At 60.3% G+C, this 23843-nt stretch carries 22 protein-coding genes; 4 read left to right on the top strand and 18 right to left on the bottom strand.

The features are described 5' to 3' along the window. Positions 1–20 precede the first annotated feature (20 nt). The gene (gene dctP, locus LG281_RS06945; protein WP_404405698.1) at positions 21–1028 is read right to left on the bottom strand and encodes a TRAP transporter substrate-binding protein DctP; all 1008 of its coding nucleotides are present in this window, start codon (positions 1026–1028) and stop codon (positions 21–23) included. 133 nt (positions 1029–1161) lie between these two features. On the opposite strand from dctP, the gene LG281_RS06940 reads away from it, so the two are divergent. Beyond that, positions 1162–1896 carry a GntR family transcriptional regulator gene (locus LG281_RS06940; protein WP_404405696.1) on the top strand — a complete coding sequence of 245 codons (735 nt, stop codon included), beginning with the start codon at positions 1162–1164 and terminating at the stop codon, positions 1894–1896. A 175-nt stretch (positions 1897–2071) separates the two neighbouring features. On the opposite strand, the gene LG281_RS06935 is transcribed toward LG281_RS06940, so the two are convergent. Both LG281_RS06935 and LG281_RS06930 read right to left on the bottom strand, forming a co-directional pair. Further along, positions 2072–2629 (bottom strand): hypothetical protein, encoded by a 558-nt coding sequence (locus LG281_RS06935; protein ID WP_404406653.1) that lies wholly within the window; start codon positions 2627–2629, stop codon positions 2072–2074. 225 nt (positions 2630–2854) lie between these two features. After that, positions 2855–3472 (bottom strand): helix-turn-helix domain-containing protein, encoded by a 618-nt coding sequence (locus LG281_RS06930; protein ID WP_404405694.1) that lies wholly within the window; start codon positions 3470–3472, stop codon positions 2855–2857. Between the two features lie 242 nt (positions 3473–3714). Between LG281_RS06930 and LG281_RS06925 the strand changes: the two genes are divergently transcribed. Then, the gene (locus tag LG281_RS06925) at positions 3715–4170 is read left to right on the top strand and encodes an Lrp/AsnC ligand binding domain-containing protein (RefSeq protein ID WP_404405692.1); all 456 of its coding nucleotides are present in this window, start codon (positions 3715–3717) and stop codon (positions 4168–4170) included. 100 nt (positions 4171–4270) lie between these two features. Here the strand turns inward: LG281_RS06925 and LG281_RS06920 are convergent, their stop codons facing one another. From LG281_RS06920 to LG281_RS06900, 5 genes are all read right to left on the bottom strand, one after another. Beyond that, positions 4271–5122: an ABC transporter permease gene (locus tag LG281_RS06920; protein WP_404405690.1), complete on the bottom strand. Its 852-nt coding sequence runs from the start codon at positions 5120–5122 to the stop codon at positions 4271–4273. Positions 5123–5141: 19 nt separating this feature from the next. After that, complete coding sequence (locus LG281_RS06915) at positions 5142–6503, bottom strand: ABC transporter permease (RefSeq protein ID WP_404405688.1); 1362 nt, start codon at positions 6501–6503, stop codon at positions 5142–5144. Positions 6504–6531: 28 nt separating this feature from the next. After that, entirely contained in the window at positions 6532–7623 is a 1092-nt protein-coding gene (locus LG281_RS06910; RefSeq protein WP_404405686.1) for an extracellular solute-binding protein, read from the bottom strand. A gap of 82 nt (positions 7624–7705) precedes the next feature. Further along, positions 7706–8800: an ABC transporter ATP-binding protein gene (locus LG281_RS06905; protein ID WP_404405684.1), complete on the bottom strand. Its 1095-nt coding sequence runs from the start codon at positions 8798–8800 to the stop codon at positions 7706–7708. 352 nt (positions 8801–9152) lie between these two features. Further along, positions 9153–11189 (bottom strand): FAD-dependent oxidoreductase, encoded by a 2037-nt coding sequence (locus LG281_RS06900; RefSeq protein WP_404405682.1) that lies wholly within the window; start codon positions 11187–11189, stop codon positions 9153–9155. A 100-nt stretch (positions 11190–11289) separates the two neighbouring features. Here LG281_RS06900 and LG281_RS06895 point away from each other — a divergent pair, with 100 nt between their 5' ends. Next, a complete protein-coding gene (locus tag LG281_RS06895; RefSeq protein WP_404405680.1) occupies positions 11290–11916 on the top strand; it encodes a TetR/AcrR family transcriptional regulator in 627 nt (208 codons plus the stop codon). A 97-nt stretch (positions 11917–12013) separates the two neighbouring features. Here the strand turns inward: LG281_RS06895 and LG281_RS06890 are convergent, their stop codons facing one another. From LG281_RS06890 to LG281_RS06855, 8 genes are all read right to left on the bottom strand, one after another. Further along, positions 12014–12559 (bottom strand): universal stress protein, encoded by a 546-nt coding sequence (locus tag LG281_RS06890; RefSeq protein ID WP_404405678.1) that lies wholly within the window; start codon positions 12557–12559, stop codon positions 12014–12016. Positions 12560–12641: 82 nt separating this feature from the next. Continuing rightward, complete coding sequence (locus LG281_RS06885; RefSeq protein ID WP_404405676.1) at positions 12642–12788, bottom strand: hypothetical protein; 147 nt, start codon at positions 12786–12788, stop codon at positions 12642–12644. Between the two features lie 137 nt (positions 12789–12925). Next, positions 12926–13765 carry an alpha/beta fold hydrolase gene (locus tag LG281_RS06880; RefSeq protein ID WP_404405674.1) on the bottom strand — a complete coding sequence of 280 codons (840 nt, stop codon included), beginning with the start codon at positions 13763–13765 and terminating at the stop codon, positions 12926–12928. Further along, a complete protein-coding gene (locus LG281_RS06875) occupies positions 13762–14823 on the bottom strand; it encodes a branched-chain amino acid ABC transporter permease (protein WP_404405672.1) in 1062 nt (353 codons plus the stop codon). The genes LG281_RS06880 and LG281_RS06875 overlap by 4 nt, the downstream gene beginning before the upstream one ends. Before the next feature lie 6 nt (positions 14824–14829). Continuing rightward, entirely contained in the window at positions 14830–15864 is a 1035-nt protein-coding gene (locus tag LG281_RS06870; RefSeq protein WP_404405670.1) for a branched-chain amino acid ABC transporter permease, read from the bottom strand. Further along, complete coding sequence (locus tag LG281_RS06865; protein WP_404405668.1) at positions 15861–16595, bottom strand: ABC transporter ATP-binding protein; 735 nt, start codon at positions 16593–16595, stop codon at positions 15861–15863. Before LG281_RS06865 ends, LG281_RS06870 begins: the two co-directional genes overlap by 4 nt. Positions 16596–16730: 135 nt before the next feature. After that, positions 16731–17498: an ABC transporter ATP-binding protein gene (locus LG281_RS06860; protein ID WP_404405666.1), complete on the bottom strand. Its 768-nt coding sequence runs from the start codon at positions 17496–17498 to the stop codon at positions 16731–16733. Positions 17499–17574: 76 nt separating this feature from the next. Next, entirely contained in the window at positions 17575–18762 is a 1188-nt protein-coding gene (locus LG281_RS06855) for a substrate-binding domain-containing protein (protein ID WP_404406651.1), read from the bottom strand. A 369-nt stretch (positions 18763–19131) separates the two neighbouring features. On the opposite strand from LG281_RS06855, the gene LG281_RS06850 reads away from it, so the two are divergent. Further along, entirely contained in the window at positions 19132–20514 is a 1383-nt protein-coding gene (locus tag LG281_RS06850) for an FAD-containing oxidoreductase (protein ID WP_404405664.1), read from the top strand. Here LG281_RS06850 and LG281_RS06845 read toward each other — a convergent pair. Both LG281_RS06845 and LG281_RS06840 read right to left on the bottom strand, forming a co-directional pair. Beyond that, positions 20511–22694 carry a TRAP transporter permease gene (locus LG281_RS06845; protein WP_404405662.1) on the bottom strand — a complete coding sequence of 728 codons (2184 nt, stop codon included), beginning with the start codon at positions 22692–22694 and terminating at the stop codon, positions 20511–20513. The genes LG281_RS06850 and LG281_RS06845 overlap by 4 nt on opposite strands. Positions 22695–22807: 113 nt before the next feature. Next, the gene (locus tag LG281_RS06840; protein ID WP_404405660.1) at positions 22808–23785 is read right to left on the bottom strand and encodes a TAXI family TRAP transporter solute-binding subunit; all 978 of its coding nucleotides are present in this window, start codon (positions 23783–23785) and stop codon (positions 22808–22810) included. Between the last annotated feature and the right edge of the window lie 58 nt (positions 23786–23843).

Below are 23843 nucleotides of genomic sequence, written 5' to 3'. Positions count from 1 at the left end.
CGTTTTGTCACCGATCGGCGTTATTCACCGAGTTCGTTGATGCGGTCCAACACGCCTTCCGGCCAGGATGCCGCGAGGTCGGAGGCCAGGTATTCGGCCTGGACATGCTCGCGGAAGGCCGCGAGATCGGGCTCATAAATGTCGAGACCCTGCTCCTCAAGGAAGGCAACAAGCTCTTCTTCCTTGGCAAGCTGAGCCTGCCGGGCGGACTCGGCGGCATCGACAGCGGCCTGTTCAACGGTAGCCTGCTGCTCAGGGGTCAGACTGTCCCAAACGGATTTGGAGAACGCGATGTAGTTGAGGTCGACCAAGTGCTGGGTCAAAGCGATCTGCTCGGTCACCTCGTAGAACTTGGCGTCAACGACCGTCGGCAAAGGGTTGTCCTGTCCGTCGACTGATCCGGTCTGCAATGCGGTATAAACCTCGGTGAAGGCCATCGGGGTCGGATTGGCGCCGAGCGCGCGGCCAAGGAACTGCCAGGCCTCGCTGCCGGGCATACGCAGGTTCACACCAGCCAGATCGTCCGGTGTCTGCACGTCGCGTTCGGACCGGGGGAAACGCAGATTCACGTGGCGCTTGCCCAGATACATCACCGCCAGAAGCTTCACGCCAAGCTCGTCTTCAACCTTCTGCTTGAACGGATCCATCACCGCGTCGTTGAAAACGGCGACCTGATGCTCGGCGCTTTGATGCACATAGCCCGCCGTGAAGATCGAGAATTCGGGGAAGAACGTGGCAAGTTCCTGCGCTGAGGTGATCGACATTTCCAGATCGCCCGTGGCGATGGATTCGAGTTCGGAGCCCTGAGCGATCAGCGATGCGTTGTAATGGGGTTCATAGGTCGCAAATTCGGCGACCGCGGGAGCAAAGACCTCTTCAAGTGCGATGCTGCGCTGGTCGGTTTCAGATGCCGGTGTGGACATCCGAAGAGTGACGGTGTCTTGCGCCTGCGCGCTGGCGGGAACGATTGCGGCCAAACAGGTCAGTGCAAACGCCCTGATGGAAAACTGACGGCGGGAAAGTGTCATTTCGTATTCTCCTCCCAGAGACTTAGGTGATTGAGCCGCTATTGCGCTCGCAGCCGGTGTCCGAGTGCAGTCTCGGCTAGACATCACGTTAACATGTCAGTAGGATGTTTTCAATCCTTCTACGGGAGAGGTCATGGTGAAGGAAATGTCCCGGCAAGAGCCCATTCCGAGCGCGCGCCGCGACGTACGCGGATCAGGCAACGGCAGTCTGCGCAAGTTCGCCTATGAGCAGATAGAGGACCTGCTTAATTCGGGCCGGCTGAAACCCGGGCAGTTGATATCGCAGCGCGAGCTTGTAGACCTTACGGGTGCGACGCTCGGATCGATCCGTGAGTCGGTGCCCCGGTTCGAGGCCGAGGGGCTGCTTGTCACGGTGCCCAAGAAGGGGCTGATGGTACCCAGCCTCGATGTGACCTTCGTGCGTGACGCCTATCAGGTGCGGCGGATGATCGAATATACGGCGGTGCCCGACATGATCCGCAGGTTCGACGACCGGACGATCGCGGCTTTCATCGACAAGCAGAAAGCGCTCGAAGCCGAACTGTTGGAGAATGGGCCGAACGCGTCGCCGCAACTGCTAGACCTGATTCAGCGCGAAGACTGGAACATGCACGCCGCTTTCGTGCGGACGATGTCAAACAGGCTGATCGACAACATCTACCGCGTGACGGCGATCAAGATCCGGATGGCGGTTCAATCCCGGCTCCAGGTCACCGGGGACAACGCCGAGCGGATCCTTGGCGAGCACTACAAGATCCTGGAGGCGCTGGCAGCCCGGGATCAGGAAAAAACCGAGCGCGCCTTGATGCAGCATATCGACAATTCCCTCCATATAGCGCTCGGCGGAAATATCGACCGCATCAGGTGACGGGGCAGCGCGTTTAGCGACGTAGAAAACTTGTTTTGTCGCGCCAGGATCTTCATTGCACCGAGGTCGGTTTCCGACAGACGTTTCCTGACAAACGACGGTCATCGTCTAAACCGAAATCGATCCGCCGCATCGACGTAATGAGAACATAAGGCAGTATCGATACCTTTACACATCACGGGCGGGCCTCGGAGACAAAGGGTGCGGCCAAGGCCGCCGCGCTCAGATCCTCGATAGCGGTGGCGACGCCCTTGAACAGCGTGATCTCGTTGTTCGAAGCGCGCCGAAAGAGGTCATGTCGGCAGAGATCCTGCAATGTACCTGCAATATTCGCTTCATCGATCACGCCGCTTTCAAGCGGAATTCGGATGTCGCCGCTTTCCCCCTTGGCATGGTCCGTGTCCAGGAAGACACGCGCCTGGCGAATGACGTCGTCATCGGCCTTCCGCATGTCCGGCGTGAGGCTGCCGATCAGATCGAGATGCTGGCCCGGTTTAAGCCAGATACCTTTCAGGATCGGCTCGCGCGTCAAGGTTGCGCTTGAGACTATATCCGCGCGACCAACCGCTGCCTCAAGATTTGTCGCGGCCGTGGCGGAAAAGTTCTGCCTACGCAAGGTTTCGGCAAGGTCCCGCGCGTTCTTTGCCGTGCAGCTCCAGATTTCAACGTCCTCAATGGGAAGCGCGGCGCGATAGGCCGCCGGAATATTGGCGCCCACGCGTCCGGATGAAATGATGATGCTGCAGAGGAGACATGCAATCGACGCGGAATCCTTCGTTGAGGGCCGCGATCAGCCGGTCGAAGGGCAGGGCGGACCGGGTTTCCTCCAGCGAAAGAATGTGCATCGTTGTCTCCTAGAACCGGGCGAGCCGGCTGGCCTGCGCTGAAATGTCGGTAAGGTCGGGCGAAGCGTCGAGCACAACCGTCGCGCGGCTTTTCCCGTCCCAAACGTCGGCGGTCATATCACTTTTTGGGAGTCGCAGATCCAGAGGACGGTTGCCGGGTCCTCGCTGAGAGAAATCAGCGCGTGCCCCAGCGTGCTGTCAAAGGCCATGCTGTCGCCAACGCCGAGCACCTCGGGCTTGTAATGCTCGGTCCATACCTCGACACGACCGGTCTGCACGATGATCTGTTCGTGTCCGGAATGAGAGTGGAGGGGACCGAACTGCTCGAGGCTGCGTTTCAGGACCGTTGCGCGCAGAACCAGAAAGGCCTTGCGCAGCACGTCGTCGCACAGCAATTCGAACCGGTATTGCGGCGTTTCGACGATGCGGCCGGAGCCGCCGCGCGTCATGCTGCGCCAGCCGCTCAGCATGCGCATGTCAGTGTAGAAAAGGAAGTCGCTTAGCCCTACGCCCATACCTTCGGCGATCTTCGAGATGACATCGAACGTCGGCGAGAGGTGCCCGTTCTCGATCCGCGAAAGCGTAGCGGTTGAAACCGAACAGGCTGCCGCGGCCGCACTCAACGTCATCCCTTTATCGCGCCGCAAAGCCTTGAGATTCTCCCAGATAGCGGGATCGGGCTTGTCTTGGCGGAACAGATTCCGGATCTTCGTTGATGACGGTTTCGACATGGGTGCTCTTGCTAGAACATTCTCGCAACATTCTGAATCGCGAAGATTCTCTCGGTATTCGATATAGCACATTCTTTCTCGCGCCTTCCGCCGACACCGACCTCCGGTCCCCGAAAGCGCTCAAAGAAAATCCACAATGCGCATGGAATTTGCATATACGCAATCTCCGTCGTACTAATTCGATTCTGGAGGGTTTCGAAGCAGCAAGGGAGCGGTGCGATGACGTGCGAGGACGTGGGTGCATGAGTAAAGAGGGCGCGCATATTGATCGGTTCGACCGGCATATTCTGGATGTGATATCGACGAACGGACGTATAACGATCACGGAACTGGCCGATCGGATCGGGTTGTCGGCAACGCCGTGCAAGATGCGACTCCGCAAACTCGAGGCTAGGGGCTTTATAACCGGCTATCGCGCATCGGTCGACCAGACCAAACTCGGGCGCAGCCACATCACCTTTGTCCAGGTTTGCCTCTCCGATACCAGAGACGCAGCCTTGAAGGCCTTTAACGAGGCAGCCCTGCGCATTCCGGAAATCGAGGAATGCCACATGATTGCGGGCGGCTTCGACTATCTTCTAAAGGTGCGAACCAGCGATATTGCGGAATATCGCGCGGTGCTGGGAACTGTCTTGTCGGCGTTGCCGCACGTCTCGAACACCACGACATTCGTCGCAATGGAAGCAGTTCGCGAATAACGCCCGTCCTCACTGATCGTTGTCTCGGCAGGCAGGAAGACGGGCCGCCATTCGCGACCTGTATCTCAGGGCCTCGGCCGCCGAATTATCGGTTGGGCTTTCAGGCGGGGCTCATACCCCGTATCCGCTCGCTGCGGCGGCGCAACATCTCCAGGGTGGTTAGTGTCGCTATAGAAACCAGTACGAGTATGAACGCGACGGCAAGGATGATCGGACTGATCTCCTCACGCAAGCCCGAGAACATGCGCACTGTCATCGGTGTTTGTTCCGGACCGGCGAGAAACAGCACGACGACGATCTCGTCCAGTGAGGTGATAAACGCAAACAGCGCGCCGGAGATGACGCCGGGAAGGAGAAGCGGCAGAATCACCTTGAAGAAGGTCGTAACCTGATTGGCGCCGAGGCTCTGTGCCGCGCGGATAAGCCCCTGATCGAAACCGGACATCGATGCAGTCACGGTGATGATGACGAATGGCGTGCCGAGGACCACGTGCGCCATGATGATGGAAAAGTATGTATCGGTCAGATTGAGCCTGGCGTAGAAGGAATAAAGTGCTGCGCCTGTAATGATGAGCGGAACCACCATCGGCGAGATCAGCAGCGCCGTAATGAGGCTACGCGCGGGCATTTCCGGACGGCTCAGGCCAATTGCCGCGAGCGTTCCGAGGGATGTGGCGACCAGCGTCGACATGGTCGCGATGAAGAATGAATTGCGGATGGCCGATAGCCACTCCTCGCTTGAAAACAACGCATCGTACCAGCGGGTGGAGTAGCCGGCGGGGTCAAAGCGCAACATTTCCTGAGTGAAGGTAAAGTAGGGCTGCGCGTTGAACGATAGCGGAATGATCACCAGGATCGGAAAGATCAAAAACAGCAGGATCAGCGCGCAGATGACACGGAATGCGTAGTACCAGATCCGTTCGCCTGTCGAAGCGTAAGCAGGTAGTGCCATTTGGCCGGTCTCCCCGAAATTAGCCGAACTTCAACCGGTCGACGCCGATTAGTTTGTTAAAGAGCCAGTAGAACGCCATCACGAACACCAGGAGGATCGCCGAAAGCGCTGCGGCGAGCTTCAAGCTAGAGAGCGATCCTTGCATGTTGCTGGCAATGAGGTTCGAGACGAAGATGCCGCTCTCGCCGCCAACAAGAGCCGGCGTGATGTAGTAGCCAATGGCAAGGATGAAGACGAGCAGCACGCCAGCGGCGATTCCGGGAATCGTCAGCGGCAGATAAGTCCGTGTGAATGCTGTGAGGCTGTTTGCGCCAAGCGAGCGCGCGGCGCGCATGTAGGATGGCGAGATCGTTTTCATGACGGAATAGACCGGCAGGATCATGAACGGCAGCAGGATGTGAGTCATCGCTATGATCGTGCCGATCTGATTATAGATAAGCCGCAAGCGGCCATCATCCGATACAATGCCAAGCCAAACCAAAGTATCGTTGATAACACCTTGCTGCTGCAACAGCACCATCCAGGCCGAGGTTCGCACGAGAAGCGACGTCCAGAACGGAAGAAGTACGAGGATCATCAAAAGGTTGGCAATTCGCGCCGGTTGGGTCGCGAGCAGATAGGCGACAGGAAAGCCGAGCAGCAGGCAAAGGCCGGTGATCGTCAGGCTCATCCATGCCGTGCGGACAAAGAGCATGCGGAAGATCCGGTAGTCTTCCGGCCGTTCCACGATGTTCCCTTCGGAATCGTATTCCAGGTCCATCGCCAGCATGTAATAGACAGGGGTAATTGTGCGTGTTTCGCGTTGAATGAGACGCCAGAGCTGGAGATCGCCCCAGTCCTCATCGTCGGCAAGGAACGCCTCGCGATAAGGCGGTTCGATCTCGTCGATCTCGCGCGACATGCCCATGAAGGTCGACCGCGCTCCGGGGATTTCACGATTGATACGGGCGGCGACGCGGCCAATCGTGTTGTTTTCCGCGCCGATACGGATGTCCTCGGCCAGGGCAGCGAAAACGTCCTCGGATGGAACCTCGGCCCCATCCCAGTTTCCTATCACCTGCGAGACATTCGGCAGATACTCGGCGACTTCCGGATTATATACCGAGCGCACGACAAGTTGCAGGATCGGAACCGCGAACGACGCAACCAGAAAAATCAGGATCGGCAACACAAGATAGAAAGCCCGGCGCCGTGCCTTGGCTTGCGACCGGCGTAGAGCCGACTTTAACGTTCCACCATCCAATACCGATGGTGCAGAATCGTGCTCTGGGATTGGACTTGCCGTCGTTTCCGCCATCGTGATCTTTGCCTGCTCGGTTGGTCCTGCCCCACCTCCGGGCGCATTGCGCATCCCGAAGAAACGTTCGGCCCGGGTCGGCATTGGAGCCGCCCCGGGCCGTGGTTAAAAGCTACTGCGCCAGCCACGCCGCGAAACGCTCTTCGAGCGAGTCGCCGTAGTCGGTCCAGAAGTCGACGTCGAACGCAACTGCCGTTGCCAGGTTCTCCGGGTTCGTAGGCATATGCGGCTTCATATCGATATCCGTACCTTCGAGCACGCCAACCAGCGGCGCCGACGAATTACGAGCAGGGCCGTAGGAGATGTATTTGGCCTGGTCGGCAAGGCGCTGGGTATCGGTCGCGAAGTAGATGTATTCCTTCACGAGGGCGAGATCCTCTTCGGACTGGCCCACCGGAATGACCCAGCCATCGGTCTCGAACATCTGGCGGTCCCAGATGATCTCAAAAGGCTGGCCTTCGTTGACCTGGGCATTGAAGATGCGGCCATTGTAGGCCGTCGCGATGACAGCCTCCTGGTCGGCGAGCATCTGCGGCGGCTGGGCGCCGGCATCCCACCAGATCACGCTGTCCTTGATCCGGTCGAGGCTGGCAAAGGCACGATCCTGTCCTTCAGGCGTCGCCAGCACGTCATAAACGTCGTCAGCGGGCACGCCATCGGCAATCAGAGCCCATTCCAGATTCTTTTGCGGGATTTTCTGCAGCGCGCGGACACCAGGATAGGTTTCCAGATCCCACACGTCTTCAATCGTTTGCGGCCCGCCATCGGGGAAGGCTTCGGTGTTGTAGGCAAACATCGTCGAATACAGAATCTGGGGAATGAAGCAGTCACCCATCGTGCCTTCAACGAAGTCTTCGGCCGGCGGCGTGCCGTCGGGGGCAGGCGCAAGCCATTCATCCGGGTCGATCTCGAGGATGAGCCCTTCGTCACAGGCACGCTGGGCGTCCGCCTGCAGCATGTCGACGACATTCCAGGTCACGTTGCCGGCCTCGACCTGCGAACGGATGCCCGCCAGAGCGTTGGCGGACTTGTCTTCGTGCAGAATTTCAATACCGGTTTCAGCCGTGAATGGCTCGTCATAGGCCTTGAGCTGCGATTCCGAATACGCGCCGCCCCAGGATACGGCCGTAATGTCCTCGGCGTTGGCCGCAGTCGTCATGGCAACCAGTGACGCGGATAGCGCCAATAGCAATTGTGGTTTCATGAAATGTTCCCTCATCCTTTGTTTAAGATTGCCGAATTGCGCAAACTCAGCGCGGCGTGCCGGCCCCGATGGCCAGCATTCGTCAGGTGAACAGGTCGAGTGCCTTGCAATCGCTGGTCGCCCAACCTACCTGAACCGATTGACCCACCGAGAGATCACGTTTCTGTCCGCGGTTTCGGACCTTGACGATGAATTCGTCATTGCCGGCCACATTCATGCGAATCCGGATGTGATCGCCCAGATAAATCATTTCCTTGATCTTGCCGGTGACGACGTTGTCCATGCCCTCTGCATCGTCGAATTCCACGCGCTCGGGCCGCAGCGACAGCGTGGTGCCCGTCCCGACCGCACCGACGTTCACTTTCTCGGCCTTAAGCAGAGTTCCATCCGCCAGCCGGACATCGCAGGTTTTGCCGTTTATCGCCTCGACTTTGCCATGCAACTTGTTGTTTTCGCCGATGAACTGAGCGACGAAAGAGCTTTCAGGGGCTTCATAGAGCGCATCTGGCGTCGAAAGCTGCTGGATCACTCCGTCGTTAAAGACAGCCACCCGGTCGGACATCGTCAACGCCTCCGACTGATCATGCGTGACATAAACGACGGTGACGCCGAGATTTTCGTGGATGTGTTTGATCTCGTACTGCATTTGCTCGCGCAACTGCTTGTCGAGGGCCCCAAGGGGTTCGTCCATAAGCACGAGTTGAGGCTCGAAAACCAACGCCCTTGCTACAGCGACGCGCTGTTGCTGCCCGCCCGAAAGTTGTGCGGGCCGGCGGCTACCAAATCCAGGGAGCTCCACCATCTCAAGCGCGCGCTTGATCTTGTCTTCCTGTTCAGCCTTGCCCATGCCGCGCACCTGCAGCGGAAAGGCGAGGTTCTCGGCAACTGTCATGTGCGGGAACAGGGCGTAGTTCTGGAACACCATCCCAATGCCGCGCTTATGCGGCGGCACATTATTAATCGGCTCGTTATTGAGGAAAATCTCTCCAGATGTCGCCGGTTCGAAGCCAGCCAGCATCATCAGGCATGTCGTTTTGCCGGAGCCTGAGGGCCCGAGCATGGTCAGAAATTCGCCCTTTTCGATGTCCAGCGTAAACTCTTTAACGACCAGTGTCTCGCCATCGTAGCTTTTTTGCACTTTATCAAAGCGCACATCCGCACCGGACTGGACCGTCATGCTATTCCTTTCCCCTTGTCGTCGCCGATGGTTTTGCCGGCCCATCGGCGATGAGAATGCGACGTTCTGCGTCGATTTCACGAGCAGCCTAGCAAAACCCGACGAAGTGAAGTCCACTAAGTTTTGGGTAAAAGGTAGCGATAAACACCAATGTTTCGATAGAAATTGGTGGGATCGGCTTGTGTCTTATTTTCGGCGGCAGGAAATGCGCGGCCATATATATTCTGCGATGGACCGAGCCTTTGGACGGGTGACGGAGGCGCGGATATCGACTGCTTGATCGGCCCAAGAAGGTTCATCGCGGTCTTCCCTATTGTCACTTGCGTCTGATCTGAACGTGCCGCGTCTCCGGTCAGACGTCCTTCATTAGCCGCAGCGCGTCGTAAATCGCGGCATGGGTGTTGCGGGCAGAGACTGCATCGCCGATCCGGAACAGCTGAAAACCGCCATCGGGATTACGGATCACAGACTGGGGAACGCCCGCAATCAGTTGCTCATAGGACACCTCGCCGAGGTTCGTGGACGCCGGTTTGAGGTCGAAATAGATCTCGTCGAGGGGGACGGTGCCGTGATTGACCACGATTTGGTCGAAGGTGCGTTGCTTGGAAACCCCGCCATAATCGCTCCCCACATACGCAATCAGTTGGTTGCCGTCCTTTTCGACAGCCTCGAGGCGGTAGGTGACCGTGAAGGTCACCTCCTTGTTCTGGAGCGCGCGCATATAAGGGGTCAGGTTCATCGCCATGACCTCGGGCGCAAAGGACCGGTCAGGGGTCATGATTTCGACCCTGCCTCCAGCATCAGCGAGGATTTCGGCGGCCTGAAGCCCGGCATGATCTCCCGCGTCGTCGAAGACCAGCACATTGGACCCGGGCTTCACATCGCCGGCGATGATATCCCAGCTCGAGACGACCAGTTCGTTGCCCTTGGTCAGGACCTCGGTATGCGGCATGCCACCCGTGGCGATGATGACGACGTCGGGGTTTTCCGCCTGAACGGTCCCGGCGTCGGCCCAGGTGTTGAAGTGGAAGGTGACGCCGTATTTCTCGCATTGTGCCATGCGCCAGTCGATGATGGATATCATTTCCTTGCGCCGCTCGCTCTGCGCGGTCAGGCGGATCTGGCCGCCGGGATCCGGGGCCACCTCGAAGACGACGACCTCGTGACCCCGTTCCCCGGCGACCCGCGCGGCCTCGAGGCCCGCGGGGCCCGCGCCGACGATGACGATCTTCTTGCGCGTTTCCGCCCGCGCGATCGTGTGCGGCATGTCGAGTTCGCGCCCGGTCGCCGCGTTGTGGATGCAGTAGGCAGCGCCACCCTGGTAGATCCTGTCGAGGCAATAGTTCGCGCCGACGCAGGGCCGGATGTCATCTTCGCGCCTTTCGATGATCTTTCGCACGATATGGGGATCGGTCATGTGGGCACGGGTCATGCCGACCATGTCGAGCTTACCCGAGGCGATCGCGTGGCGCGCAGTGGCTACATCCGGGATCTTGGCCGCATGGAAGGTGGGGAAATTGGTGGCGGCGCGCACCTCGCCTGCAAAATCGAGATGCGGGGAATTGGCCATGCCCTGGATCGGGATGACGTCGGTCAGCCCGGCATCGGTGTCGATATGCCCCCGGACGACGTTCAGGAAATCGACAAGGCCACTCTCCTTGAGGCGCCTGGAGATATCCAGGCCATCCGCCTTGGTCAACCCGCCCTCAAGCATCTCGTCGCCCGTATAGCGCACCCCGACGATGAAGTCGGGGCCGACGCGCTTGCGGATTTCCTTGAGAACATCGAAGGTGAAGCGCAGCCGGTTTTCCAGCGAGCCGCCATAGGGAGCATCGAGCTCGTTGGTCAGGGGGGACCAGAACTGGTCCATCAAATGGCCATAAGCCTGCAGCTCGATGCCGTCCATGCCGCCGGCCTTCATCCGTTCGGCCGCGTCGGCGTAATCGGTGATGATCCGCTCGATGTCCCAGTCTTCCATCTTCTTGGGGAAGGCTTTATGGGACGCCTCGCGGCGGTGCGAGGGTGAGACGACGGGCAGCCAGAATGCCTTGTCCCAGCGCGTCCGGCGGCCGAGATGGGTCAGCTGGATCATGATGGCGGCACCCTGCTCGTGCACGGCGTCGGTCATGTCCTTCATCCACGGCACAACCTCGTCCTTGTAGACGAGCAGGTTGTTGAAGACCGGAGGGCTATCCTTGGAAACGGCCGCCGAACCCGCCGTCATGGTCATGGCGACCCCACCCTTGGCGCGCTCGACATGATAGGCGCGGTAGCGCGCCTTGGGCATGCCCTCTTCCGGATAGGCCGGCTCGTGCGCCGTCATGATGATGCGATTGCGCAGTGTGAGATGCTTGAGCTGGAACGGCTGAAGGAGGGGGTCGTTCGACATCGGCCGGGCTCCGGGCTAGAGATTTGCCGGAAGCATAATTGGAAATGTACATTAGTGTCAATTGTGTTGACGATTATGTACATTTCAATACGATGGGCATATGGAGCGGACCATGAACGAGAGCGGCTGGCGGGGGTCTGCGGACCTGTGGTGGGAGGCAGCGTACAATGCGCTGCTCGAGGCGGGTGTCGATGCGGTCAAGATCCAGCCGCTGGCGAAAAAGCTCGGTCTGTCACGGACGAGCTTTTACTGGTTTTTCAAAGACCGGGAGGCATTGCTCGATGCCCTGATCGCGCGGTGGCGCGAGAAGAACACGGGCAATCTGGTCAAACAATCAGAAGCCTATGCCGAGACGGTCGCCGAGGCGATGCTCAACGTTTTCGACTGCTGGCTGGATAGTGCGCTCTTTGACGCGCGGTTTGAGTTCGCGGTCAGAAGCTGGGCGCTTCAATCGCCAGAGATTCTCGCCGAGGTGCAGGCCGCCGACCGGCAGCGCCTCGATGCGCTAGGCCGGATGCTTATGCGGTTTGGATTGGGCGAGGCGTCGGCAGATGTCAGGGCCCGCACGATCTATCTCGTTCAGATCGGGTATATTTCGATGCAGACGCAGGAAGACATATCCGTCCGCATGAAGCGTATTCCCCAATACGTCGAGGTCTTTACCGGCCACCCCCCAGCCCAGAACGAGATCGATCGCTTTTATGCCCGGCACGGATATCCCGAATAGCCGGCCAAACGAGCGACGTATGGGCGCGCGAGACCGATCCGGTCCGGCCGAAGCGCTCGACACGACAAAAGGAAAGATATGAGGCGTTCCCGCTGACCTAATCGCGGGCGTCGGTTGCGACCAGCAGGACGTTCGTCCGTGTATGGTGCAAAACCTTTTGGGAGACACTGCCGAGCAGGAGTTCCGCAAAGCGGTTCATTCCACGCCGGCCCAGGACGATCAAGTCTGCCCCAACATCGTCCACTACCTCAAGGATTTCCTGCGCCGGATCGCCGTAACGGAGTTCCGAGGCAATTTCGCTGATACCGGCGCCCTCGGCAATGTCCCGACCGTGCGCGAGAACGGATTCGCCCACCGCTTCCTCAATGGCAGCGGATTGAAGGTCGTATCTGCGCAGAGCCTCCTGGGAATTGATATCCGTATACCAGTCCGGCATCTCTTCGATCATGCGCGCACCGAAACGGCTGGTATGAACCGGCATGTCGGCCTCGCCATAGTGCCACTCCGCCTCCCCGAATCTGCGCTTTTCAGCAACGTGAACCAGAGTGAGCGACGCAGCATATGTTTTGGCCAGATCGGCTGCGGCTGCAACCACGGCTTCCCCGTGTGCCGATCCATCCAATCCTGCAACGATCTTTTTCATGCCGTCCTCCGCGATTTCCCCACCAACGATACGCTATCTAGAGAGCAGCGTGTTTGACGCACGTCAAAGCGCGATACAGGCACTACTTCTCATCGAGCGACAGATTTCGATCGATAACGACACCCAGAATGCCATCACGCAGCAATTGGCGGCGGGTCGGCGTCAATTCGTGCGTGATCATGACGATTTTATGCTTGAGACCGAGTCTCTGGATTGCGTTGGTGATCACCCTCAACTCCGGCCTTGAGCATTATGAAAGAACGCGAAGGCGAGGATATCCGTCGCCTAATAGCCGGTGGGGTGCAGATCAAGGACGTGGCGAGCGAGCTTTCGACCACCAGAGAGCCCGCCGCAGATCACCAGATATCAGCCGCGCAGAAACGCTCGCACGGGCTCGATCTGTGCGGGAACGTTGAGCGCAGGGGCGTGGCCGATATGGGGGATATCCAGCCGTTGCAGGCGCGAACCGCGCGCCTGCATGCGGACTGCAAGATCTTCACGCAGGAGGTCGCTTTCCATGCCGCGGATCAGCAGCGTCGGCGCGGTGATGGCGTCGAAATCAGACCATTGGTCGCCGACATCGTTCTTGGCGTCGAACTGGGCGACGATGCGCGGGTCGTAGTGGACCGTCACTTTACCTGTATCCGTACGCCGGGTCGAACTTTCCGCCATCGTCCGCCATTCGGTATCGCTCAGGGTCCCGAACGGCGCATAGACGGTACGCAGCCAGGCTTCGAGTTCGCCGATCGTGTCGAAAACCGGAGGGTTGCCGACATAGGCCGAAATGCGCTCGACTGCCTCCGCGGGAATTTCCGGACCGATATCGTTAATGACAAGGTGAGTGATGCGCTCGCGCATGGAACCGCCGGCGAGATGCATGCCGATGGCGCCGCCCATGGACGTGCCGATCCAACGGCATGTGGCAATGCCGAGTGTGTCGAGCATTTCCATGGCCATCGCGCCGAACGTGTCAAGCCGGTAGTCGCGCGCCGGATTCTCGGCCCATTGGCTCAGGCCCCGGCCCAGCGTATCCGGCGCGAGGATGAAATATTCGCCGCTCAAAGCCCGCGCAATCGTATCGAAATCGCGGCCCGTCCGGGCAAGGCCGTGCCACATGACGAGCGCGGGCTTGTCCGAGGTTCCCCATTGGGTGACGTGGATTTCCCTGTGGCGCAGGGTGAAATAGCGGGAGATCGGTTGCGTCATTCGATTTTTCCCCTGAACCGCCCGACAATGCCTGTCGGGAAAAAGTAGACGCTGAGGATGAACAGGAGACCGAGCCAGAAGAGCCACCGGTCCGGATGTAATAGGTCTGTGGCGATGGGAATGTCCGCCGTTACCGCGCTCGCGGTGCCCATCACGTCGCGCAGGTAGTTCTGTGCCAGAACGAAGATCGTCGCGCCCAGGATCGCCCCCCACATGGTTCCCATGCCGCCGATCACGACCATGACGAGGATGTCGATCATCAGGTCGAGCGAAAGCGTTGTGTCGGGGCCGGTATAACGCAGCCAGATGGCAAAAAGGACGCCGGCGAGCGCGGCGGCAACCGCCGATATTACTGACGCGATCGTGCGGTAATAAACTGTCTTGAAGCCCAGCGCTTCGGCGCGGAAGTCATTCTCTCGGATGGCTTGCAGTACGCGGCCGAAGGGCGAATTGACGAAGCGCAGCAGGATGAGAAACAGGGCCGCGGCGCCGGCGAAGACAAGATAGTAGGCGAGCAGTTTGCCGTCGAGCCGCACGTCTAGGATGCGGAAATCGGCGAGCTTGAAGGCCGGGGTCAGGATTTGCGGAACGCGATAGGTCAGTCCGTCCTCACCGCCGGTGATCGTATAAAGTTGTGAGACGAGGATGCCGAAGGCGCTCGAAACCGCAAGCGTGATCATGGCGAAGAAGATCGCCCGCACGCGCAGCGAAGCGAGGGCGATAATCAGGGCGAGAACCGCTGCGATTGCCACGCCGATCAAAGCGCCGAGACCAATGGAGCCCCAACCGGGACCCATATTGTACGAGGCGATAGCGACGCCGTACGCGCCGAGGCCGAAGAACATGGTGTGGGCGAAGGAAACGATGCCGGTATAGCCGAGCAGCAGGTCATAGCTCGCGACAAGCGCGATGATGATGCAGATGCGTGCCGCCGTATCGACCGAGCGCGTGCCGGGGAAGATGAACGGCGCTAAGGCGAGGCAGAGGACAATGGCTATGATGATGAGGCTCAGGAGCGGCTTGCCGGGCGTATCGCCTGAAAGAATGGACTTGAACATCTTCGCTTACCTCGAACCGCTGGGCCGCAGGAGGCCGTTTGGCCGCCACATCAGAACGAGCACCATGAGCAGGATTGCCGAACCCAGCGACAGCTTGGGCGCGAGATAGGCGACGTAATTGTTGGTCAGCCCGATCAGTAGTGCTGCGACGAAGCATCCTTCGATCGAACCCAGACCGCCGATGATAATGGTGATGAAAACGAGGATCATCACGCTCATGCCCATTTGCGCGGTGATCACCTCGTCGTAGAGCCCCCACATGACGCCGCCCAGCCCACCGAGCGCGGAGGCGACGACGAAGACTCCGATGAAGAGGACCGAGATGCGGTAGCCCAGCGATTCCACCATTTCGCGGTTCTCTACGCCCGCCCGGACGAGCAGCCCGATCTTGGTCCTCGTCAAAATGATCCGCAGCGCGGCGAATAGGGCGAGGCCGAGTCCGATGGCGAGCAGGCGGTATTTTTCGAGAACGATGCCGCCGACGATGAAGGCGCCCTTGAGGCTTTCGGGGCGTGGGATGGGGATTTCGTTCGGTCCCCAGATGACGACGATGAGCTGTTCGATGACGATCAGCCCGCCGGTGGTGATCAGGATTTGCTTGAGGTGATGGCCATAGACGGGACGCACGATGAGACGCTCGAAGACGAGGCCGAGGGCGCCGGCGGCGATCATGGCGGCAAGTGCACCCAGCAAGAGGGCAAGGAGGTTGAGTTCGATCCCGGCGGCGCCATAGAGCGGCCCGAGGGCCAGGAGTGCCGACACCCCAACAAAAGCGCCGAACGAGATCATCGCGCCGTGCCCGAAATTGAGAACGTCCATCAGCCCGAAAACGAGTGTGAGGCCGGATGCCATGATGAAAATCATCAGCCCCATGGCGAGCCCGGCGAGGGTCAGTGTGCCCCAGGTCGGCATGCTGCCGATCGGCAGGAATGCCAGGGCGATGAGTGCAGGGACCGTGAAATAGGCGAGCCGGTCCCGAACATATCCGAATAGGCCACGGTCGGCGCCCGAGAGGCCGACCGGTTCGATGTTCGCGCTCATGCCGCGTCTCCCCCAACGTCGAAGCCCAGCAACCGGCCTTGCAGGGCCGCGTCAGCGCTCAACGCTGCCATGGTGCCGGTGTGGATGATCCTGCCGTCGTCCATAACCGCGACCCAGTCGCCTACGCGCTCGGCAAGGGCGAAGTTCTGTTCGACCATCAGTATGGTGACGCCGGTCTCTTTGAGCGCGACAATGGCGGTCGCAAGCGCGTCGATGATGGTGGGGGCGAGACCCTTGGTGGGTTCATCGATGAGCAGCAGATCCGCAGGCTCTATGATCGCGCGTGCGATGGCGAGCATCTGTTTCTGTCCGCCTGAAAGCTGTCCGGCGGGCCAGCGCCAGAATTTCCTTAGCGCCGGAAAAAGCTCGTAGATCCATTCGAGCCGGTTCGCATCGGGCTCGCCGCTGCGCGCCGCCAGAAGCATGTTCTCTTCGACGCTCAGGGTTCCAAAAATGCCCATTGTTTCGGGCACATAGGCGATGCCGCGCCGCGCGGTTTCGGGCGTCGCGAGCCTGGTGATGTCCTCGCCCGCGAAGACGATCCGGCCGTTACGGACCGGCCAGAGCTTCATGATCGTCCGCATTGTCGTGGTCTTGCCAGCGCCATTGCGTCCGAGCAGCATGGTGAGCTGGCCGCGCGGAACCTCCAGATCCACCCCATGCAGGATATGGTACTGCCCGATATTGGTGTGGACGCCCGAGAGCGACAAAAGCGTATTCGTGTCGACCATAGCCCCTCCTGGTGAGGCGCTTCATGTTGTTTGAAGGACATCAATGAGAAGCGCCTCACTCATTTTTTGCCGTGGCCCCGTTACCTTCACCCAAATCGCCAGGCTGACGCCTGTCAATTTGGACGAAGTGGGGCACTAGTGTCCCATCGTCCCAAGATAGGCGTCGCGCACGACGTCGGACTTCATGACGTCTGCCGGTGCGCCGGAAGCGACAAGCTGGCCGTTGTGCAGAACCATGATCTCGTCGGCGAGCGAGCGGATGACGTCCATCTTATGCTCGACGAGGATGATGGTCTTGCTCGTATCCGCCTTGATCGACCGGATCAGTTCAAGAATGATCGGTGCTTCGTCAGCGCTCATGCCGGCGGTCGGTTCATCGAACATGACGATGGAGCTTTCGAGCGCCAGCAGCAGCGCCACCTCAAGCTTGCGCTGGTCGCCATGTGGGAGATTGGCGGCGGGCTCGCTGCGCCGGCCCGCCAGTCCACAGCGTTCGATATAGCCCATCGCGGCTTCAATTGTGGGCCGGTCAGCGTCCGCGAGACGGAACAGATGCATCGCGCCGGGGTGCCGCGCCTGGATGGCGAGGCGGACGTTTTCGAGCACGGACAGTCGTGGAAAGAGGTTGGTAAGCTGAAACGCCCGCCCTATGCCGCGCCGCGTGCGCTCGGGAACAGAGAGGCGCGTGATATCCTCACCACGGTGGATCACGGTGCCGCCACTGGCGCGCAACTGGCCGGAAATCAGGTTGAAATACGTCGTCTTGCCAGCCCCGTTCGGTCCGACGATGGCGACCAGGCGTCCGGGCCGGAAGTTATAGGTGACCGCATCCACGGCAACATGGCCGCCAAAGCGGATCGTCAAGTCGCGGGTTTGCAGGGCTGGCGCGGTGGTCTCTAGCATCGCCTGTCTTTCGCTGAACAGAAAGGTCGCGGCAGGCGCGTCCCCGTCGCCTGCCGCGTGCCGAAGAAAGAGGAGGTCAGTTCCGGATCGGAACGTCCATTTCTTCGGCCTCGATCACCTCAACGAGGGCTGGAACGCCCCACTCGACGCCCTCCTGCACCTCGATCTTGAAGTGATACATATCCTGCATCGCCTGATGGTCTTCGGGCCGGAAGGTCATCTCGCCCTTTGGCGTATCCCAGCTCATGCCTTCCATGGTCGAAATCAGCGTCTCGGTGTCGGTATCCCCGCCGGTCGCCTCGAGCGCCGCAACGATTGCTCCCGCTGCTGCAAAGCCGCCTGCGGTGAAGAAGTCGGGCGGGCTGCCGAAGCGGGCTTCATGCTGCTCGACAAGCCAATCGTTGATCGGATTTTCCGGGTTTTCGTAGTAGTAATAGGTCGCCCCTTCCATGCCGGGAAAATCCCGATAAGCGACCAACGCGGGCAGGATGTTGCCCCCGGTGGCGAGTTCGATACCGAGACGGCCTGGGTCCATATCCTGGATTTTGCCCAGCGGATTGCCGCCACCAGCCCAGATCACGAAGATGACCTTACGGCCGTCCTCGCCGTCGAGCGCATCGAAAATGCGCTGGGCGTGGGCCGTGAAGTCTGTGGTATCCTGCGGCGCGTATTCCTCGAACACCAGTTCGGCACCGGTCCCTTCGAGCGCTTCGCGGAATGCGGCAACGCCGTCGCGGCCAAAGGCATAGTCCTGCGCAAGCGTAGCGATCTTGACACCCTCCTGGCCGAGCGCAACGGCGTTGGCGATGGCATCCTGGGACGAATTGCGTCCCGTGCGGAAGATGTAGCGGTTCCAGTTTTCGCCGGTGATGGAGTCGGCCACAGCCGGTTCGACGATGAAGACCTTGCCATACTCCTCGGCCACCGGCAGCATCGCGAGCGCAACCCCCGAGCTGACACCGCCAACCGCGAGGTCGACTTCGTCGTCGCCATAGGCTTCTGCGAGCATGGCGCGCCCGATATCAGGCTGGAGTTGGGTATCCTTCTCGATCACCTCTATGGGCCGCCCGGCCACTTCCATCGTGCCGTCGGTATAGTATTCCAGCCCCAGCATGAGACCGTTATGCGACTGCGTGGCGTAGGCCTCGAGCGCGCCGGTCTTTCCGTAAACATGGGCAATCGTGATCGGATCGGTATCCTGCGCGGTGACAGCGCCGGTGACGGCTAGGATTGCCGATGCGGCCATGCCGAGTGTCCTGGACAAATTCATGAATTCCTCCCGATTGGACGATGGCGTCCTGCTATTGTGGTTCCCTGGTTCCGCGCCTGTCGAGCGGAACCATCCTCCTAAGGCCCCGCCCAATGAGCGCAGACCCTCTACCGCTCTTTCCTCAAATTGCGTGCCAAGTTGAGATTGGAAGCGTGAGAACCGTCAAACCCTGGATTTCCGGGTGCAATTGATGCTGCGGGTTGGCGATCGATTCCAGCATTCAGACGACCTGTCCGGATAGCAGGACAGACGAGTCCGGCGCATCGGACAGGAACGCTGGCGTCGCGTTCTCCGTTCCCCAGACCATGCATCCGTGTGGTAGCCTGCCTCGCGCCTGGCGCCAGAACTGGAAGAGGGAGACCTATGGTGGAGCGTTTCGATGCCATTGTTGTCGGTGCTGGCCAAGCGGGGCCTTCGCTTGCAGCCCGGCTGGCGAGTGAGGGGATGGCGGTCGCGATTGTCGAGCGCCATCATTTCGGAGGCACTTGTGTCAATACCGGCTGCACGCCGACAAAGGCCATGGTTGCCAGCGCCCATGCTGCGCATATGGCGCGCCGCGCCGCCGACTACGGCGTGGAGATTTCCGGTACGGTCACCATCGACATGGCGGCGGTGAAGGACCGCAAGGACAAGATGGTCGAGAAGTCCCGAACGGGCCTCGAACGCTGGCTGGGCGGCCTCGACAAGGTCTCGCCGATCCGTGGCCATGTCCGTTTTATTGGAGATCGTACGCTGGCGGTCGGCGATAGGCACATAACGGCGCCGCGCATCTTTCTCAATGTTGGGGGCCGTGCCGTCGTTCCTGACTATCCCGGCGTCCACGAGATCGAAGCGCTGACCAACAGCACGATCCTCGACCTCGATACGGTGCCGCGGCACCTCGTGGTGGTCGGCGGTGGCTATGTCGGGCTCGAATTTGCCCAAATGTTCCGGCGCTTCGGCAGTGCGGTCACCGTGATCGAGCGGGGAGACCGGCTGCTCAAGCGCGAGGACGAGGACACATCTGAAACGGTGGCTGCGTTGCTTGAAGCCGAAGGCATTGAACTCCGGCTCAACGCCGATTGCGTTGCGTTCTCACAAGAAACGGAGGGACCGACGGTAAAGGTGGATTGCACAGAGGGAGCGCCGAGCGTTGCGGGGTCGCATGTGCTTCTTGCCGTTGGGCGGCGTCCCAATACCGACGATCTCGGTCTCGATGTTGCGGGAATAGTGACGGACGAGCGCGACTATATCGTCACTGACGATGCATTGGAGACCAATGTCGAAGGCATATGGGCTCTCGGTGATTGCAATGGCCGTGGCGCATTCACCCATACCGCATACAATGACTATGAGATCGTTGCCGGCAATCTTATCGATGGGGCAGGGCGGGCGGTTACCGACAGAACGCAAGCCTATGCGCTTTATACCGATCCGCCCCTCGGGCGAGCGGGGATGACTGTCGCTGAGGCCAAAGCGGCGGGGCGCCGTGTCCTTATCGGCAAGCGCCCAATGACGCGCGTGGCGCGCGCTACCGAGAAGGGCGAGACAACGGGCTTCATGAAGGTGATCGTTGACGCCGACAGTGAAAGGATCATCGGTGGGGCTGTATTCGGGGTCGGGGGCGACGAGGCCGTTCACGTGCTTGTCGACGCGATACAGTCCGGTGCTCCCTACACAGCTCTGCGCGATACGATGCACATTCATCCCACAGTGTCCGAGCTCATCCCGACGATACTGGGTGAGCTCGAACCTGTGGAGGATTAGTCCGATCCCCGGACGACCGTGCGGGCGCGCAGGCCACCCTTCTGGATGGCGAAGACGATCGCGCCGACGCCTAGTCCGACGATATCGGTAAGCCAGCCGCCGTCGATCATCGAAAGGGCGGCGACGAGCAAAACCGCGCGAAGGATCGGGCCGATCTTGCCGAAGAAATAACCCTGGACCGCAGCTGAGAGCAGGTAGACGCCGACGGTCGCGCTGATGACGACGTGTAGGATGTCGTACCAAGCCCCCTGCATGAGCAGTTCGTGGCTATAAAAGAACATGAAGGGCACGACAAAGGCGGCGAGGCCGAACTTGAAGGCTTCGACCGAGGTTTTCATCGGGTCCGAACCCGCAAGCCCGGCACCAGCATAAGCGGCAAGCGCGACCGGCGGCGTGATGGCGGACATGACCGCGTAGTAGAAGACGAAGAAGTGCGCCACGAGCGGGGGAATGCCCAGTTGCACGAGGCCTGGCGCAACGACGGCGGCCGCGACCGCATAGGCTGCGGTGGTTGGCATGCCCATGCCCAGGATGATGGAAATGCACATCGCAAAGAAGAGGGCAATGAGCTGGTTCTGCTCGGCGATCCCTAAAAGGAGCGTAGAGAACCGCGCGCCGACGCCGGTCAATGCGATGACACCCACGATGATCCCTGCGGCGGCACAGACCGCAACGAGCTGAATGGCCATTTTCGCCGCGAGTTCGAGCGCCTTGGCGAAGGCAATCGGACCCATCTTATAGGGCGTGAACCACGACACCACAGCCGCCGACGCCATCGCCAGCGTGCCGGCGCGGATGACGGAATAGCCTGAAAACAGCGTATAGATCAGGATGATGATGGGCAGGAAGAGATAGACCTGCTTGGCGAGGACCGTGAATTTCGGCAATTCGTCCTTGGGCAGGCCCTTCATGCCGAGCTTGGTCGCCTGCAGGTCCACCATGAAGAAGACCGAGACGAAATAGAGCAGCGCCGGAATGATCGCGGCGATGACGATCTCGGTGTAGGGAATGCCCGTCACCTCGGCCATGATGAACGCGCCCGCGCCCATGATCGGTGGCAGGATTTGCCCGCCCGAGGACGCGGTGGCTTCGATCGCCGCCGCACTGCGGGACGGATAGCCGACCTTTTTCATCAGCGGGATGGTGAGCGAGCCAGTCGCGACCACGTTGCCGGCGGACGTGCCGTTGATCATGCCCATGAGGCCCGAGGCAAAGACTGCCACCTTTGCCGGACCACCGCGCCAGCCGCCAGCGCCGGCAAACGCGAAGTTGACGAAATAATCGCCAACGCGCGAGGCCTGCAGGAACGCCGCGAAGGTGATGAAGAGGATGATGTAGGTCGAGGAGACGGCGATCGGAGCGCCCAGAATGCCCTGATCGGTGAAGATATAGGTGAAGAACCGTTCCGGGGAATAACCGCGGTGAGTGAGGAAGCCCGGCAGCCACGGTCCGAGGAAGGAGTAAGCGATGAAGACGCCTGCGATGATGACGAGCGCGAGCCCGGCCACGCGGCGGGTCAATTCGAGGATGAGCGCGACACCGACGAGCGCGGCGTAAAAGTCAGCGGTTTGCGCAAGCGCTGTGCCCGCGCGCAGCCGGATCGGTTCGACGTTGAAGAGGATGTAGCCGAGAACGGCGAGCGAGGCGATGCCCAAGAGCCAGTCCGCCACATAGATGCGATGCGCGTTGCGATCGCCGAAAAGCCAGCCGGCAGCTATTGCTGCTGCTGTGCCGACGACCAGTGGAAGACCGTAGCTCGAAAAAACGAACGGGTCAGGCATACGGATGCCAGCGGCCCAAAGGCCGAGCCAGGCATAGGCAATCATCGCGAAGCCATAGCCGATGCCCCCAGCCGCAACCACGAGGAGACCCAGTTCCAGGGGCGAACGTTTGGCTTTTTCCTGCGGCGCTTCAGGTGAGAGCGAAAGCGCCGAATAGATGAGGAACCCGATAAACAGCCCGCCTGCGACGTGGATCAGCCGGTAGGTCCACGTCTCAAGCGGATAGAGGTTCATCGTTAGAACGTGGAACGCCGTATAGGCGATGCACAATACGACAACGAACCAGTTGAGGCGCCCCTGCGGCGAGCGCTGGTTGGTGGCGAGAGGTTCCTCGTCCACGCCCTGTGCGATCATCGGGCCGGCATCGCGTTGCGATGCGGTTGCGTTCGTCTTCGACATTGTGAGATCCTCCCCGGGGCCACTCGTCCCCGACCGGCGGCATACGCGGCCGCCTAACGTTTCGTAAGCGGATGGCGGCATACCGCCATCCGTCCTGGTGTAAGTTGGTGGCGTCAGCCGCGCAGGTCTTCGGGAATTTCGATGCCGATTTCTTCGAAGTACCGCACCGCGCCGGGGTGGAACGGCAGGAAGGTGTTCTTGTCGACGTTCTCAGGAAGCGTTTCGCGCGCGGCCGAGTGGATCTGCACCATGCTCTCGGTATTCTCCATCACGAGCTTGGTGATCTCATAGGCGAGGCTTTCGGGCATATCCTGGTTCGCGACTGCGAAGTTCCAGAGCGCAACGGTGAGCTGAGGATCCTCGAAGCCTTCATAGGTGCCGGCGGGAATGTCGAAGGCGGCAAGCTCGGGACGCGCCTCGAGGATCTGGCCGCGCTGCTCTTCGGTAAACGCGAAAATGTTGACGTCGTTTTCCGCGGCGATTTGCGCGAACGCCGCGATGGGCAGACCGGCCGAAAAGGCAAATGTGTCAATAAGGCCGTCCTTGACCTGACCGACGGCGTCATTGGCGCCCGCATAGCTCACGTCGGGCGACACGCCCAGGATTTCGAAGAAGCGCGGCCAATACGTTGCCGAGGTGCCGCCGGCGGGGCCAACCGCGACGCGCTTGCCGTCGAGATCGTCGACCGAGTCGATGCCCGAAGAGGTGAGCGCAACGGCCTGGAACGGCGTCTGATACATCGGGAAGAGCGCGCGCAGGTTCTTGTGTTCGACGCCCGGCGCCAGTTCAGATTGCCCCGTCCAGGCATCATAGGCGGGGCCCATCGTAACGAGGCCGATCTGGTGGTCGCCGGTTTCGACCAGCGTAGCGTTCTGAACCGGCCCGCCAGTCACTTCGCCCGAGGCATTGATGCCGAGTTCCTCGGTGATCAGACCACCCAGGCCAGTGCCGTAGATGAAGTAGGTGCCGCCCTGGCTGGCGGTGCCGATCGTGAGGCTCGACGGCCAGTCGGCCCGGTCGTCCTGCGCGAAAGCCGGCGCAGCCACGAGCATTGACGCTGCCGCGATGGCAGCAAAAGTGGTGAAACGCATTGCGTCCTCCCGTTGGGTTTAGCTTTGTCAGTTCAACCCATCCGGCACCGGATATCCT

The sequence above is a fragment of the Pelagibacterium halotolerans genome, from assembly GCF_044811015.1.
GTDB classification, from domain to species: Bacteria; Pseudomonadota; Alphaproteobacteria; order Rhizobiales; family Devosiaceae; genus Pelagibacterium; species Pelagibacterium halotolerans_A.
The sequence above is the reverse complement of the archived record's forward strand: the minus strand, read 5'-3'. Positions and strand labels throughout refer to the sequence as shown.